Genomic DNA, 16,286 nt, shown 5'->3' with positions numbered 1-16,286 from the left:
GAGCGAGCCTGCTCGCGATTGGGTCAGCACAGTCACCATTGGCGGTGACTGATCAAACGCTATCGCGAGCAGGCTCGCTCCCACAGGGTTTACTGGGGTTTGCGATAGCTGTTGATGATCGCCGAGAAGTCCTTGCCACCTTCCCCACGCTGGCTCATTGCCTGATACAACTGCTGGGCCACCGCGCCGAGCACCACCGGTTGGTGCGCCTGACGTGCCGCCTCAGTGGCCAGCCCCAAATCCTTGAGCATCAGTTCGGCACCGAAACCACCGGTATAGCCACGCGAGGCCGGCGCCGTTTCGACGATGCCCGGCCACGGGTTGTACATCTCCGAACTCCAGCAACGCCCGGTCGAACTGTTGATGATCCCGGCCAACACCGTTGTGTCGATCCCGAGTGCATCGCCCAGCGCCATGGCTTCGCTGACGCCGACCATGGAGATCGCCAGCAGCAGGTTGTTGCAGATCTTGGCGATTTGCCCGGTGCCGACTTCGCCGCAATGCACGATGTTGCGGCCCATCTGCGCTAGCACCGGTTGCAGGGTAGCGAACAATTCAGGGGTGGCGCCGACCATAAAAGTCAGGGTCCCGGCAGCTGCACCGCCGGTACCGCCGGAGACCGGTGCATCCGCCATGGCCACGCCTTGCTTGGCCGCCGCCGCGGCGACATCACGCGCCGTCTGCGGATCGATGGTGCTGCAATCCACTGCCGGCACGCCCTTGGCGATACCCGCCAGCACGCCGTCGTCACCCAACCATACGCTGCGCACATGCACAGCGGCTGGCAGCATGGTGATCACCAGCTCTGCACCTTGCGCGGCTTCACGTGCCGAAGCGCTAATGCTACCGCCCAGTTGCTCCAGCTCTGCCAGAACGGTTTTGTTCAGGTCAACCAGCCGCAGTGAGTGGCCAGCTTTGATCAGGTTGCGCGCCATCGGCGCGCCCATGTTGCCGAGACCGATAAAAGCGATTTTCATGCCTGGCTCCTTAACGCAAGTTGATGGTGGTGTTCACACCGTCGTTGACGCTGTCGTCATCGAACCAGCGACTGGTGACCGTCTTGGTCTGAGTGTAGAACTGCACCACTTGCTTGCCATACGGACCGAGGTCGCCGAGTTTGGAGCCGCGCGAACCGGTGAAGCTGAAGAACGGGACCGGCACTGGAATCGGAATGTTGATGCCGACCTGGCCAACGTCGATTTCCGTCTGGAACTTACGCGCCGCCGCACCACTTTGGGTGAACAGGCCCGTGCCGTTGCCAAACGGGTTGGCGTTGACCAGTGCGATGGCCTCGTCGAGGGTGTCGACTTCCAGCACGACCAGGACTGGACCGAAGATTTCCTGGGTGTAGATCTGCATCTCGGGCGTCACGCCGGAGAACAGGGTCGGGCCGACAAAGTTGCCTTTCTCGAAACCTGGAACGGTCACGTCGCGACCATCCAGCTCAAGCTTGGCGCCTTCCTTGATGCCGCTCTCGATCAGATCGAGAATCCGAGCTTTGGCGCGTTTGGAAATCACCGGCCCCACATCAGTGCCCGGCTCGCTGCCGGCGTTCACTTTGAGTTTCTGCGCCAGTGCTTTCAGGTCTGGCAGCCATTGTTTGGCCGCGCCCACCAGCACCACCACGGAAGTGGCCATGCAGCGTTGCCCGGCGGCACCGAAACCGGCACCGACCAGCGCATTGAGTGCTTGTACGCGATTGGCATCCGGCAGCACCACAGCGTGGTTCTTCGCGCCCATCATCGATTGCACGCGCTTGCCGTGCTTGCCGGCCAGGTCGTAGACGTGAGTGCCGACCGCGGTCGAGCCGACGAAGGAAACAGCCTTGATGTCCTTGTGGGTGCAGAGTGCATCCACCACGTCTTTACCACCGTGAACGACGTTGAGCACGCCCGCCGGAACGCCGGCCTCGATCGCCAGTTCCACCAGCAGCATGGTCGACATCGGGTCCTGTTCGGACGGCTTGAGCACGAAGGTGTTGCCGCAGGCGATGGCCATCGGGAACATCCACAGCGGAATCATCGCCGGGAAGTTGAACGGGGTGATGCCGGCGCAGACGCCGATGGGTTGACGCAGGGTGTAGGTATCGACTCCGCCAGCGACGTTCTCGGCGAACTCGCCCATTTGCAGGCTGCCGATGGAACAGGCGTGTTCGACCACTTCCAGGCCGCGGAAAATATCGCCTTCAGCGTCGGCGATGGTTTTGCCTTGCTCGTTGCTGAGCACCACGGCGATGCGCTTGGAGTGTTCGCGAATCAACGCCTGGAGCTTGAGCATGATGCGCATCCGCGCGCCGATCGGCGTCAGCTTCCAGGTCTGGAAGGCGCGATGGGCGGCGCTGATTGCGGCATCGACTTCCTGCGCGGTTGCGAACGGGACCTTGGCCAGCACTTGCTGGGTCGCCGGGTTGACGATGTCGTGCCACTCGGTGGTCTGGGACTCGACCCACTCGCCGTCGATCAACAGCTTGACCTTCTGGACGGTGGTTTCGTTGGGCGTGAGCGATGCGTTCATGCTGGTCTCCTGGACTTGTTGTTATGCAGGGAGCCAAGGCGGATAAGTCGCCTTGAGATGAGGCGTGTGTCGCGAATTGGTTGTCGGACTGTTTTTGGAGTATAGATGTGCAAACTTCTAATAAGAACGCACATAAAAGCCGGTCCATCATGCAAAAAAACATCACGTCGTTAGGCTCGTTGAACTGGGATGACCTCAAGTTTTTCCTCGAAGTCGCCCGCACCCGCAAGGCCAGCACTGCGGCCAAGCGCCTGGCGGTGGACTACACCACCGTGTCGCGGCGCATCAGCTCGCTGGAAGCGGCATTGGGCACTCTGCTGTTCGAGAAATCCCGGACCAGCGGTTTTGTCCTGACCGCCGAAGGTCAGCGGTTGCTGGGTTACGCCGAATCGATTGAAAGCACACTGCACATGGCCTGCGAGCAGGTTTCAGGTTCTGGCGTGGCGCTGTCCGGGCATGTGCGCATGGGTTGCACCGAAGGCTTCGGTAGCTTTTTCATCACCCCGCAGCTGAGCCATTTCGTCGACGCCTACCCGGCGATCTCGGTGGACATCCTGCCGCTGCCGCACTTCATCAGCCTGTCCAAGCGCGAGGCGGACATCGTCATCGCCCTGGAGCGCCCGGAGCATGGCCCGTACGTCTGCTGCAAACTCTGCGACTACAAACTCCAGCTGTACGCGACTCAGGATTATCTCGACAAGCACCCACCGATCCGCCGCCCGGCCGACTTGGGCAAGCATTCGTTCATCAGTTATGTAGACGATCTGGCGTTCAGCTCGGAGCTGTTGTACCTGGCGAACGTATTGCCCGGCGCCAGCGCCAACCTGCGCAGCACCAGTGTGATCGCGCAATTCGTGGCGGCGCAGCAAGGACGGTCATTGGCGATTCTGCCGTGCTTCCTGGCGGCTCAAGACCCGCGCTTGCTGCCGGTGTTGCCGGATGAGATCAACATCACCCGGCAATTCTGGATGTACTGCCGGGAGGACCTGCGCAAGCTCAAGCGGATTACCCTGTTGTGGGATTACATCCGCGCCGTCACTGAGCAGAATCAGGGTTTGTTGATGGGTGAAAGCCGGGAGATGCTGTTCGCCGATTAGTCGGCGCTCACCACGATCGATACTCGGCGGTTCTCGGTGCGGCCAGCCGCTGTGGTGTTCGACGTCACCGGCTGACTGCTGCCGAGACCGCGCTGCTGAATATTTTCTTCTTTCATTCCGACCGTGGTCAGGACCTTGCCGACGCTTTTCGCGCGACGCAGGGAGAGTTGTTCGTTGTAGGACTCTTTGCCCGAGGCATCGGTGTGACCGTCGACCCGCACTCGCTCGATGCCTACACCGAGCAATGCCTTGCCGATTTTTTGGACGATCTCGGTACTGGCGGTGTTGAGGCTGTCGTCGTCACTGCCAAACAACACTTTGCCGGATAAACCAAACGCCCAACCCTCATCGGTCAGTTCAAAACCTTGCTGTTTGAGTACAGCGATTTGCGCCGGGGTCAGGCCCTTTTGCGGTGCGGTCTGGCATCCGGTCAATGCCAGTACGGCCATGAACAAGGTGATCGAGAAAAATCGCAGGGAACGCTGGGTGATTAAGAACACAACTATTAGCTCCTGATTTGAACGTGGGCGATCGGGTGCTCCGACCCGGACGTGTGTTGTGCACCTCGGGAAAGGCGCTTGGCCTGGTACATCGCTGCGTCGGCGGCATTGAGCAATGCGCCCGGTGTGGCGCCATGATCCGGGTACACGGCAATACCGATACTGAGTGAAGTCGAGACCTGGGTATTACCCGGCAGCGGGATCGGCAGTTCCATGCTGGCGAGGATCTTGTCGGCAATCCGCTCGGCGTCTTCGGTTTTGTGCAGCGGCGTCAGCAGCACCGCAAATTCATCGCCGCCCAGACGGGCCACCAGATCCTCTTCGCGCAACTGCGCCCGAACCCTGCTGGCTACTGCGACCAGCACGGCATCGCCGGCGGCATGACCGTAGCTGTCATTGATTTCCTTGAATCGGTCGCTGTCGAGAAACAGCACGGCCACGCGCTCATTGAGCTTATGGGCATTGCGCAGCGCACGAATCAGACGGCCTTCGAAGAACGCCCGGTTTGGCAACCCGGTGAGGCTGTCGTGGCTGGCCTGGTGCGCCAGGGTTTCGTTTTCGCTTTGCAGGTGGGTTTGCCAGGACTCGAGCTCATCGAGCAAGGCATTGAAGTCGTTGCCAAAATTGTCGAGTTCGGCAATGTCGGCGGGCGGTACGCGCCGGTCGAATGCTCGATCGCTGCGAGCGGCGTGGGCTACGGCGGCCAGGCTGCGCAGAGGCCCCGTGATCCCGCGAAGTTGTCGGCGCGCCAGATAGAGTGCGACCCAGGCGCTGATGGCCGTGCACAGAATAATGCCTATCAGGCCACTGAGCAGAAAGCGCATCAAGCTGCCACCATGACCGGTGAGCTGGATGCTGCCGATTTCCCGCCCTTGATGGACGATCGGCATGTCGATGGGTTTTTCCAGAAAGGTTTTGGCAATCTGCACTTCAAGATCGGAGAACAGCCCGGTTTCCGGTCGCTGCCAACGCGCCAGTAACCGGCCTTTGTCATCCAGCACCTTAGCGTCCGCGACTTCTTCAGTGGAGGCGATCAATGCCAGCGCCTCAGTGGCCGCTGCTTTGTCGTTGAACACCACCGCGGCTTCCACCGTGTAGTTGATTGAACGCGCGATCAAGTGCAGGTTGTGGTCGGCATACACCCGCAACGCCAACACACCCAGCAGTGTCAGCGAGATGCTGGCCATGGCCACGCCTACCAGGGCAACGATCAAGTGCCCGCGGCCGATGACCGAGCGCAAGGTTGGGCGACTACCCGGTTTGAATAGACTCATGGTGCCGCCGACTTGCGGCGGGACAATTGCAGCACGCTGGGGTGAATGCGCACACCGCTACGGGCGACGGAGTCGAGGTTGACCTCGAAAGACACCTGATCATCAGTGACCCTGAGGCAAAACAGGCTACCGACGGTGCATTGATCATCGCTTTCGCTGATGCTCAGGACCGGACGCCCTGTCAGCGAAGCGAAGAGTTGGCTGCGCTCGTCGCCGGTCAATGTGCCGATGTACACCGCATCGCATTCAGTGACAATCGACGGGTTGTCGGCCAACAGCCGTCGCACGGTGACCGGCCGGCCAGTGGCCTGGGTCGTGCCCTTGACCAGGTCGTCGGTGTATTCGGTGGGGCCGACCACACACAAGCGCAGTTGCGCAGGCTCAACAGGCCAACGTGCATAACTGAGAATCCCGAGGACGACCTGGGTGACCGATCTGGCGCGTTGGTCGGCCATGCTCACCGGAGTTTCCGATTGAGCGAGCACAGCACCGTTCAGCAAGCAGAGAAGTCCCGCGAGCAGCACCTGCTTGCAGCCAACGACGCGCCCTGTCGTCCAGACAGCCACCTTCATGCAGGGATTCTCTTCGATGTTGCGAAATGATGCCGCAACGATAGCATAGCGTTGATACCCCAGCGAGGCCCCGCACTACGGCACTTCGGACAGTTTCCGTCGTCCCGCGCCACCCTTTCAATGGCTCGTATCATTCCCATCTTCCAACTCCAGCATCAACCCGCTCAAGCGCTTGACCTTACGCCGCACAGCCTCCTCAAACACCCCGGCACGAGGTTCGATCAGGGTGAACCAGTTCTTGGCCCGGGTGATCCCGGTGTAGATCAATTCCTTGGTGAGTACAGGGTTCAGGGCATCCGGCAGCATCAATGCCGTATGGGCAAACTCCGAGCCCTGGGACTTGTGGACGGTCATGGCGTAAACCGTTTCGACATCATTCAATCGACTGGGTAGAACGAATCGCACGCCACCCTGGCCATCGTTGCGCGGGAACGCGACACGCAGCACGTGCTTCCCTGCTAGAGGCCCGTCACGTTCCGGCAGTTTGAGAGCAATGCCGATGTCGCCGTTCATCAAACCGAGGCCATAGTCATTACGCGTCATCAATACGGGTCGGCCTTCGTACCACTGCTGGTCGCTGTCGATCAGTCGAGCCTTGAGCAAAGCGGCAGTCACCCGTTGATTCAACCCCTCCACGCCCCACGGCCCTTTGCGTACGGCGCATAACAATTGGAAGGCGTCGAAGGCTTGCAACACCTGACGCGCCCAATCGGCCCAGCGTGAATCTTCGAGCAGACTGTCGAGCGCTGGCCGTTGGCTGCGAAGAAGGCTCAAGTAGTGACGATAACCTTGCGGCCCGTCGCCATGGCCTTCGAGCAGCAAGCGTTCCAGCGCCCGGTCTTGCTCACCTTTGAGGGACAAGGAAAACACGTCGTCGTGACTTCGAGCAGCCAGCAGCTTGCGGGCTTCCTCCGGTTGTTGCTGGTTAACCCATCGGGCCAGTTGGCCAATACCGCTGCCCTCACCGAAACGACGTGAGTGACGCAGCATCACGACTTGTTGGGCCAAGGGGTGAGCTCCGTCAGCGTCCTCCTGCAAACCGCTGGCCTTCAGGCTTTCACCACTGACCGACTCCAGCCATTGGCGGGTCTGCGGGCTGTACCAACCGTCCTCGGCGTCGCGGCAAAGGTCACCCAGTACGGCACCGGCCTCCACCGATGCCAGTTGGTCCTTGTCACCGAGCAACACCAGCCGGGCATGGGCCGGCATCGCGTCGAGCAGGTTGGCCATCATTTCCAGGTCGATCATCGAGGCTTCGTCTATCACCAGTACATCCAGTGGCAAGCGATTACCGGCATGGTGACGGAAGTGCCGGGTGCCGGGCCGGCTACCAAGCAAGCGGTGCACGGTGGTGACGTCAGACGGGATCTTGTTTCTTACCTTTTCATCGACTTCCAGCGTCCGAACTTGCTGGCTGATGGACTCTGTCAACCGGGCCGCCGCTTTGCCGGTGGGTGCGGCAAGACGAATGCGCAGCGGTTTTCCAGCTTCCACCGCCGGCGCCTGGAGCAATGCCAGCAACCGCACGACCGTGGTGGTCTTGCCGGTCCCCGGGCCGCCGGTGACGATACTGAATGCACTACGGGTAGCCAGGGCACAAGCGAGCTTTTGCCAGTCGATCACCTCGCCGGATTGGGCTGGACCGAACAAACCTGTCAGGCGTTGGAGTAAATCATTCGGCGTTGTTTCCTGTTCAGCCAAGCGCAGGCGCAGGGCGTTGTCGATGCGTCGTTCGTAAACCCAATAGCGGCGCAGGTACAGGCGCTTGCCCGATAAAACCAACGGCCGGGATTGCGCATCCTCACGACCATCGACGGCCAGCGCCACGAGACGGCTGGACGCCAGGACCCTGCACCAATGGGCGCCGTCCAGCGCTTCAAGCAATTGCGACGGCAACAACATCGCGCCACTTAGCAGATCGCCTTCGGGTGGCAGCGACAGGGCGAAATCCGGCGCTTTGAGCGTCTCGAACAGGTCCAGGCAGACATGGCCGTGACCCAGTTGGTGACTGGTCAATGCGGCGGCGAGCAACACCAACGGATCATCGTCAGGAGCCAGTTCGTGGAGGAAGGCCACGAAGGCCTTGTCCAGCGCTCGCAGCCAGCCGCGCTCCACCCAGCGCGTCAGCAACAGCAACAAATCATCGGCGCGACTCAGGGGCGCCAGGTCCGCCAGGCTTTCGGCTGCCAATGGCGTGGGCAGCAAATCGGCAAAGGTGCGACTCATAGCAGTACTCCCTGTTCCCAGGCGGGTTCGGCCTTCGGTTCTGCTTTGCCTTGAAATAGACGATCCAGATGCTCGATCAGCTCTCTGGGTGGACGGGCGAAGTACACGCCTTGGGTGGATGCCCGCGTACCGCGCAAGAACAGGTACAGCGCGCCACCGACATGCTGGTCGTAATCGTAGTCGGCAAGCCGCGCCTTGAGCTGGCGATGCAGGGCCAGCAGGTACAACACGTATTGCAGGTCGTAACGATTGTCGAGAATCGACTGTTCCATGGCCTGTTCGGTGTAAGCCACGTCATCGGGCCCCAGCCAGTTGGATTTGTAATCGGCGACGTAATACTTGCCGTCGTGCTCGAACGTCAGGTCGATGAAGCCCTTGAACATCCCGTTGAGCAATACCGGTTCAGCGGCCACCCGGGCGACGCCGTTGTGGGTATGTTTGCGCACCAGTTCATCAAGTTTGAGCACGTCGACTTTATGACTGGCGAACCAGAATTCCATTTCGACGCGGTATTGGGTGAGCTGCTGGAATACGACCGGAGCTTGCCCCTCGCCGAGGTGCAACGAGGACTTGAGCAAGTGTTGCAGCCAATCGCTCAGCGTGGTGATCCAGCCTTCCCAGCCACGGCGATTGCAGCGACGGGCAATGGCGTCTTCCACGACTTGCGGAGCGGCAGAAAAACCTTCATCCCCAGCCCATTCCAGCAAACCATGAAGAAAGGTGCCGGGGTTAGGGCCGCGGGGGAATCGATGGATATCGGCACCACCGGCGGCCACTTCTCGTGGTGCCTCCGGATCGAGACGTTCGTCGTCAAAGAGCTTTTGCGCTTGCGGGTTCTCCGGGGCTTCGTCACTGCCAACGCTCAGACTGTCGCCGATGCGCAAGGCACTGTAAGAGGCGATCCACCAGTTTTCGCTGGCCTTGCGCTTGGGTATCAGCGGCGCAAGCAACCTCGCGTCATTGCGTGGGGGATGGTAATGCTCGGCCGTTGCTTGCGGCATATCACCGTATAGAAGTGCCGGGCAGTCCTGTTGGAGGTCTTCGAGCCAACGCTTCAGCCCTGCGGACTCGGCCAGTGAGGCTCCGCCGCCCAGCAAGTAACCCAACGCAGAAAGGTGCAGCACCGAGCTGCTGTTATTGCCGCGCTTGAGATCAGTTACACCGAGCCAGCAGGCATGTTGCGCCCGGGTCAGGGCGACATAGAGCAAACGCAGATCCTCGGCCAGACGTTCATCATCGGCCAGTGCGATCAACTCGACCGTCGGCTTCAAGGTCACCTGCGCCTTGCCGTTTGCATCGTGATAATGCAGCGGCAAACGGCTGCCATCCACGGGTTTTGCCGAGCAGATGAACGGCAGAAATACCAAGGGATACTCAAGCCCCTTGGACTTGTGAATGGTCACGACCTTGACCAGTTGCTCGTCGCTTTCCAGACGCAGGATCTGTTCTTCGCCAGCCTGACCGGACAACGCCAGATGCTCGGACAAATGACGAATCAACGCTTGCTCGCCATCGAGCTCGGCAGCGGCCTGTTGCAGCAATTCGGACAGGTGCAGCAAGTTGGTCAGTACACGTTCGCCGTCGCTGCGCACGATCAGTGATCGAGGTAACTGGAAGTCATGCAGCAAGCGCCGCAGCATTGGCAGCACGCCTTGCTTGCGCCACAGCTCGCGATAACCGCGGAACTGCATGACCCGCGCCTCCCAAGCCAGCTCGTCCTGGTTCAGCCGCTCCAGCTCCGCCAGGGACAGGTTCAGCGTGATGCTGGCCAGCGCGGCTCGCAGCGGCCGCTCGACATCCGGCTCGGCGCAAGCTTTGAGCCAGGTCAGCAGGTCGTGGGCTTCTTGAGCGGCGAACACCGAATCCTTGTCCGACAGGTAAACGCTACGCACACCGCGTGCAGACAGTTCGCCGCGTACGGCCTGGGCTTCTTTGCCGTCGCGAACCAGGATCGCGATGTCCGCTGGCAGCAGGCCTCTGAAGTCTTTGTCCTTCTCTGTGAAACCTACCCGACCTTCTTGGCCGCCATTGAGTAATGCTGTGATTTCACTGGCGCAAGCAGCGGCTAGTTTTTGTCGGTACTCCGCGCCGGACAGTGGCTGATCGGCAGACAGGTGCCAGATGTTCAGGGCGGGCACGACCTGGCCATCGATGTGCAGAACTTCTTTGCGCCCTTGGGATTCAACGGGCAGAAACGGCACCGGGTTCTCACCGTTCTTTTCACGGAAGAGGAACGCACCTCGTCCCTGCTCACGAGACTCGGCGCGCTCGAACACATGGTTAACCGCTCTGACCATGCCATGGCTGGAACGGAAATTCGTACCCAGGGTATGCAGACGGCCAGCGGTGGCCTGGCGGGCGCGCAGGTAGGTGTAGATGTCGGCGCCGCGGAACGCGTAGATCGCTTGCTTGGGGTCGCCGATCAGAAACAGCCCGCATTCGGGATTGTTGTCTTCGATACGATAAATGCTTTCGAAAATCCGGTACTGCACCGGATCGGTGTCCTGGAACTCATCGATCAGCGCCACCGGAAACTGCTCGCGAATCAGGGTCGCCAAGCGTTCACCGCCATCGGATTGCAAAGCCGCATCAAGGCGCAGCAGCATGTCATCGAAGCCCATCTCCGCACGGCGACGTTTTTCTTCCTCGAACCGTGCGCCAACCCACTGAGCGGCATGTTGCAGAACGGCAGCGTCGGGGGTCGGTAATCCGTCGAGACTGGTTTTGAGGCCGGGCATGGCGTCCAGCCCCGGATGACTGGGGGCGTCGCCCTTCCAGGCTTCGGCCATGCCGTCGGGAGTCAGACGAGTGAAGCCCGTGCCAATATCCAGCTGCTCGAGGGACTCATCTTCGGCCCAGGCTTTCAGTTTTTCGAACCAGGGTTCGAAGTAACGGGCCTGCATCTTTCGACCGTCGACGCTTTTGCTCGCAACACCTTGGTGACAGATGGCAAGCAGTTCATCCGCCCATTGGCGCCATGGCATCTTGAGTTCAAGCAAGGCTATTCGTCGTTCCTGCAAGCACTCGGTGATCAGCTCTGCAGGCTCTTTACCTTCAACGCTGTCACGCTCGCTGGCGAACAAACTGCGTACGCGCGGCAATAACGCCGCCGGCCCACCCCAATTACCCCGGACCCAGCTCAGCGCATCACCCTGCATCGGGTAGCAGAAGAGCCGCCAGTAATCGCGCAGGACCTCGCCCAGCAAATCACTGTGATCGGTTTCCAGGGTCTGGGTGAACAGGCTGCCACTGTCAAACGCGTGCTCGCGCAACATGCGCTGGCACCAACTGTGGATGGTCGAGACGGCGGCTTCATCCATCCACTGCGCGGCAATGTCCAGACGGTTTGCACAGCCGGACCACTGTTCGGGGAGGTACTGATCACGCAATTCAGCGATGAGGCTGTCGGGTGCCTCGGTCTCATCACGAAAGTATCGCGCCGCTTCGGCAAGACGGGTGCGAATACGCTCGCGCAGCTCTTTGGTCGCGGCATCAGTAAACGTTACAACGAGTATTTGCGGCGGCAACAGTTCACGTCCGAATCCACTCGATTCACCGCCGTGACCGAGGACCAGACGCAGGTACAACGCGGAAATGGTAAAGGTCTTGCCAGTACCGGCGCTGGCTTCGATCAGCTGGCTGCCGCTCAGGGGGAATGCCAGGGCCAGCGGCGTCTTCGTGGTCATGAGCGCGCCTCCTCGCTGGTCAATGAACGCCAGGGGGCTTCAAGCATCGGTTTGTACAATGCATTGCACCAATCGGGGAAGGTCTCGTCAGCAATCAGAGCATCGTAATCGGCGAACTGCCGGGCGAGTGCCGGGCTTTCGCGGCGCTCGCCGTCGGTGGTTTGACCGTCGCCTTCATAGGCCTTGCGGGCGGCGGCGTCGGCTTTGGCCGGGTCAGTTTGAGAGAGCCACGCGAAGGCGGTTTTCACGGCAATCGGAAGGGGTTGGCACATGCCCGTTTGCCAGGCTTGCAACAGGTTACTCAAGGCATGACGTGCTGGACCCTCCTCCAAAGGGGCTAGTAGCAGACTGTCGTCACTGGCCACTAACGCGGTGGTCATCGGCATGCCGCTGGCGCAAGCGACCAAGTGATTGACCCAAGGTCGCGTCAGGCGATGCCACTTGCGGGTCTTGATCGAACCGATGCTGTTGGGAATCGTGGTGATCGACAGCAAGCCCCCGTCCGCACGTTGATGCAGGCCACTGAGCCAGCCTTCCAGGCGCAGACCTTCCAGTTCCAGGTTGACTGGCACCGCACTGGTGAGCGGTGTCGGCCACAACGCCAGGAGCTGTTGGTAACGCTGCAACAGATCCGGTAATGGCTCGATCAACTCTCGCTGCAGGCACTCGCCGAAACCGGCCATGGGCAAGAGCCCGCTGTTTTGCAGACGTTTTGCTTGGGCCTCAAGCGCATGAGCGGCGTTATCCAGTTGCTCGAGTGCCGCTTCGAGCAAGCTGTCACTGAGGCTATAGCGTTGGAGCGCATCGAGTACAAACGGCTCTTCATCGGCCAAGGGTGCTTCAGCCGCTTCGAAGAACACCTTGAGTCGCTGACTGAAAAAATGTCGCACGGGATTGCGCAGGAAATCCTGCAATTGACCAAGGCTTAGCGGCTCATCTTGAACATAGGCATCAAGGGCCTGGATATCAGCCGATTGTTCACCGGCCTGATGAAGCACCTGCCACTCACTTGCGAAGCTGAACAGGTCATCACCTTCATGAAAATAGCGGGCGCTGAAGGGTTGCAGTGGGTGTTCCTGAGTCATGGCCTCAAGCAGCTTTTCACTGTCGGCTTGTAATCGCCAGCCGCCTGCGAGGTGATCGCGGAGTTGGCCAATCAGTACCGAAGCGGGACGCTCACTATTGTCCCGAATGCTGCGGCCAACCCAACTGATATAGAGTTGGTCACGTGCCGACAACAGGGCTTCCAACAAGAGATAGCGGTCATCTTCGCGCCGGGAACGATCTCCCGGGCGGTAATCGCTGCCCATAAGATCGAAGTCCAGCGGCGGTTGCGCTCGCGGGTAATCTCCGTCGTTCATCCCGAGCAGGCAGACCAGTTTGAACGGGATCGCTCGCATAGGCATCAAGGTGCAGAAGTTAACCGCTCCGGCCAGAAAGCGTTGGGACAGGCGACCCTGGTCGAGGCCTGCCAGCCAGGCTTCGCGGACCACGGTCAACGGCAGCTCATCAAGCAAGCCCACTGACTCGCAAGTCTCGAGCCAGGTTTCCCGCAGTTCTTCGAGTTGGGCCAGCAAGTAGTCGTCATGCTCATTACTGGCCTGGAAGAACAGCTGCACCAACGCTTGCAACCGAATGCCCCATTGCTTGGGCGCGGCAGGTTGAGTCAGTTCCTGGTGGGCAATCTCCAACGCATCCAGCAGTGCGACCAAAGGACCGATAAGCGCAGCATCCAGACCGCCGATCTCGTCGTAAGGCTCGATGCCTTCGCAGGCAGTGGCGCTGCCGACGGCATAACCGAGCAGCATACGGCGCAGACCGAAACGCCAACTGTTTTGCTCCAGTTCCTCAGGCAAGCCCAAACCCGCGCGCTGCTCGGCATTCATGCCCCAGCGAATACCAGCGCCTTCGATCCAACGGTGCAGGGTTGGCAGGTCACGTTCCTCGACACCGAAGCGAGCGCGCAGTGCAGGAACATCCAGCAGATCGAGGATCTCGCTGACGGGGAAGCGGCTGTCGGGCAGCTTGAGTAGATGTTCGACAGCAATCAGCAGTGGATCGCGACCGCGCTGGCCTTGATCCGCGAGTGTGAAGGGAATGAAGCGCGGATCGAAGCGATCAAGTTGACCGAATACTGCACGGATATGCGGTGCGTAGCTGTCGATGTCCGGGACCATCACGATCACGTCGCGTGGCTTCAAGTCTGGATCAGCACTGAAGCGTGCGAGCAACTGATCGTGGAGGATCTCCACTTCCCGCTGGGCGCTATGGGCGATGTGGAAACGAATCGACTCGTCCTGATGCAGATCGATAGCCGGCCAGCGCTCGCGAGTTTCGTTCAAGGGGCGCAGTTCAAGGATGTCGTCCTGCAGCTGGTTGAGCATGTTCTGTGGCTGGCTATCGCTGAACAAGTCGATGCGCCCATCGCGAAATGCCGAGCGGTAGCTGTTTGGATCGTCGTAGCTGTCGAGCAGATTGATGTAGTCCCGCCCCTGCTTGCCCCATGCCGCCAATAACGGGTGAGCATGTTGGTGAAGGGATTGCGGATCGAGCACAACAGGCATGCCGCTCTTGCGAGCCTGGCGCTTGTATTGATGCCGCAGCAGGTCTTTATCGGCGACGATGTCTGCCCAATGGTGACGACATGGGTTGTGTACGCAAAGCAGAACCTGGCTGAATCGCGCCAGTCCGGCGAGAGCTTCCAGAGCTTGTGCCGGGAGAGAGGAGATCCCGAAAACGATCACCCGAGAAGGTAAACCACTGGGTGCCACGTCGAGGCTGTTGATACGTTCGATGAACCGTTGATGAACACCGGCACGACTTTGCGCCATGCCTTGCTCACCCACATCCAGCAACAGAGCGCGCCATAACTCTGCCTGCCAGCAGTTGGCCGGGGTAAGGGGTTTGGCTTCGCCTCTGCCGTTTCGCAATTGATGACGACCTTCTGCCCAGTCTTCGAGCCAGTCGGCCCGGTATACCTGGTATTGGTCGAACAGGTCCGCCAGCCGCTCAGACAACTGATAGCGCTTGCGTAGATCGGTGTCGTTGGTAAGGAAGCGTTGCAGCGGTTCGAAATGTGGTTGATTGATCAGTTGCGGAAACAGACGCATCAGACGCCAGGTCAGAGGGGCCTTGTCGAGCAGGGATTTGACCGGGATTTCATCACGCCCAAGAACCATGCGATAGAGCTGCCACATGAAGCTGCCCGGGAGTTGAACGTCGATCGCTGCCGCAATTCCGCAGCCGCCCATGTCGTTGTCTTCCGGGTCTTCGGCCAGAGCCAGCTTCAGCCACTGGGCGATGCCGTTACTCTGTACCAGGGCGATTTCATTTTCCAAGGGAGCCAGTGGGTAGCGCCGCATCCAACTGACCACTAGGCTGCGCAACTCGTCCAGGCGATTACCGTGAACCACCATAAAACCAGCACTGAGGGACGTCGCGTCCGGCATAAGGGCTTCCTTGGGAAAATACAAAAGCTAGGGCCGAACCTTAGCATTGTCGGGAGACTGTGACAGCCGGGACCCGTCCGATGTTGCTGTACGAACTTTCCTGCGGACAAAACAAAACCCCAACTGCTTACGCAATTGGGGTTTCGGAATTTAATCTTGACGATGACCTACTCTCACATGGGGAAACCCCACACTACCATCGGCGATGCATCGTTTCACTGCTGAGTTCGGGATGGGATCAGGTGGTTCCAATGCTCTATGGTCGTCAAGAAATTCGGTAGCCAGGTCGTGGGCCTTTTCAGGTTCACGCTCCAGCGAATGGGTATGCGATAGTTTGGTGTTTTGTGAGCATCTCGAACTTTCGGTTCGTTTCGTCTTCACACACCGCAATCTGGCTTTTACGCTCAAATTGCTTGGGTGTTATATGGTCAAGCCTCACGGGCAATTAGTATTGGTTAGCTCAACGCCTCACAGCGCTTACACACCCAACCTATCAACGTCGTAGTCTTCGACGGCCCTTCAGGGGACTCAAGGTCCCAGTGAGATCTCATCTTGAGGCTAGTTTCCCGCTTAGATGCTTTCAGCGGTTATCTATTCCGAACATAGCTACCCGGCAATGCCACTGGCGTGACAACCGGAACACCAGAGGTTCGTCCACTCCGGTCCTCTCGTACTAGGAGCAGCCCCTCTCAAATCTCAAACGTCCACGGCAGATAGGGACCGAACTGTCTCACGACGTTCTAAACCCAGCTCGCGTACCACTTTAAATGGCGAACAGCCATACCCTTGGGACCGGCTTCAGCCCCAGGATGTGATGAGCCGACATCGAGGTGCCAAACACCGCCGTCGATATGAACTCTTGGGCGGTATCAGCCTGTTATCCCCGGAGTACCTTTTATCCGTTGAGCGATGGCCCTTCCATACAGAACCACCGGATCACTAAGACCTACTTTCGTACCTGCTCGACG

General features: G+C 59.8%; 9 protein-coding genes and 2 rRNA genes (1 of these 11 only partly in view). 1 reads left to right on the top strand and 10 read right to left on the bottom strand.

What is annotated here, in order from left to right; translation table 11 throughout:
• Positions 1–89: 89 nt before the first annotated feature.
• Together mmsB and ACYZTM_RS19030 are read right to left on the bottom strand one after the other, a co-directional pair.
• Complete coding sequence (gene mmsB / locus ACYZTM_RS19035; RefSeq protein ID WP_461984043.1) at positions 90–977, bottom strand: 3-hydroxyisobutyrate dehydrogenase; 888 nt, start codon at positions 975–977, stop codon at positions 90–92.
• A gap of 10 nt (positions 978–987) precedes the next feature.
• Entirely contained in the window at positions 988–2,514 is a 1,527-nt protein-coding gene (locus tag ACYZTM_RS19030) for a CoA-acylating methylmalonate-semialdehyde dehydrogenase (protein WP_461984041.1), read from the bottom strand.
• 149 nt (positions 2,515–2,663) lie between these two features.
• Between ACYZTM_RS19030 and ACYZTM_RS19025 the strand changes: the two genes are divergently transcribed.
• Positions 2,664–3,611, top strand: coding sequence for a LysR family transcriptional regulator (locus ACYZTM_RS19025; protein ID WP_131060851.1), 948 nt, complete (start codon positions 2,664–2,666; stop codon positions 3,609–3,611).
• Here ACYZTM_RS19025 and ACYZTM_RS19020 read toward each other — a convergent pair.
• The 8 genes from ACYZTM_RS19020 to ACYZTM_RS18985 all read right to left on the bottom strand — a co-directional run.
• On the bottom strand, positions 3,608–4,111 hold the full coding sequence (locus ACYZTM_RS19020; protein ID WP_178083861.1) for an OmpA family protein: 504 nt from the start codon (positions 4,109–4,111) through the stop codon (positions 3,608–3,610). The genes ACYZTM_RS19025 and ACYZTM_RS19020 overlap by 4 nt on opposite strands.
• Before the next feature lie 5 nt (positions 4,112–4,116).
• Positions 4,117–5,385 (bottom strand): diguanylate cyclase domain-containing protein, encoded by a 1,269-nt coding sequence (locus ACYZTM_RS19015; protein WP_461984038.1) that lies wholly within the window; start codon positions 5,383–5,385, stop codon positions 4,117–4,119.
• The gene (locus ACYZTM_RS19010) at positions 5,382–5,957 is read right to left on the bottom strand and encodes a YfiR family protein (protein ID WP_461984036.1); all 576 of its coding nucleotides are present in this window, start codon (positions 5,955–5,957) and stop codon (positions 5,382–5,384) included. Before ACYZTM_RS19010 ends, ACYZTM_RS19015 begins: the two co-directional genes overlap by 4 nt.
• Before the next feature lie 117 nt (positions 5,958–6,074).
• The gene (recD, locus tag ACYZTM_RS19005) at positions 6,075–8,183 is read right to left on the bottom strand and encodes an exodeoxyribonuclease V subunit alpha (protein WP_461984034.1); all 2,109 of its coding nucleotides are present in this window, start codon (positions 8,181–8,183) and stop codon (positions 6,075–6,077) included.
• Positions 8,180–11,869 carry an exodeoxyribonuclease V subunit beta gene (gene recB / locus ACYZTM_RS19000; protein ID WP_461984032.1) on the bottom strand — a complete coding sequence of 1,230 codons (3,690 nt, stop codon included), beginning with the start codon at positions 11,867–11,869 and terminating at the stop codon, positions 8,180–8,182. The genes recD and recB overlap by 4 nt, the downstream gene beginning before the upstream one ends.
• Positions 11,866–15,318 carry an exodeoxyribonuclease V subunit gamma gene (gene recC / locus ACYZTM_RS18995; protein WP_461984030.1) on the bottom strand — a complete coding sequence of 1,151 codons (3,453 nt, stop codon included), beginning with the start codon at positions 15,316–15,318 and terminating at the stop codon, positions 11,866–11,868. The genes recB and recC overlap by 4 nt, the downstream gene beginning before the upstream one ends.
• Before the next feature lie 154 nt (positions 15,319–15,472).
• Positions 15,473–15,588, bottom strand: a 5S ribosomal RNA gene (rrf, locus tag ACYZTM_RS18990).
• Between the two features lie 154 nt (positions 15,589–15,742).
• Positions 15,743–16,286: ribosomal RNA gene (locus ACYZTM_RS18985) — 23S ribosomal RNA — on the bottom strand (it continues 2,348 nt past the right edge of the window).

It is taken from the genome of Pseudomonas sp. MDT2-39-1, assembly GCF_054898085.1.
This window is presented reverse-complemented; position numbering and strand designations above follow the sequence as displayed.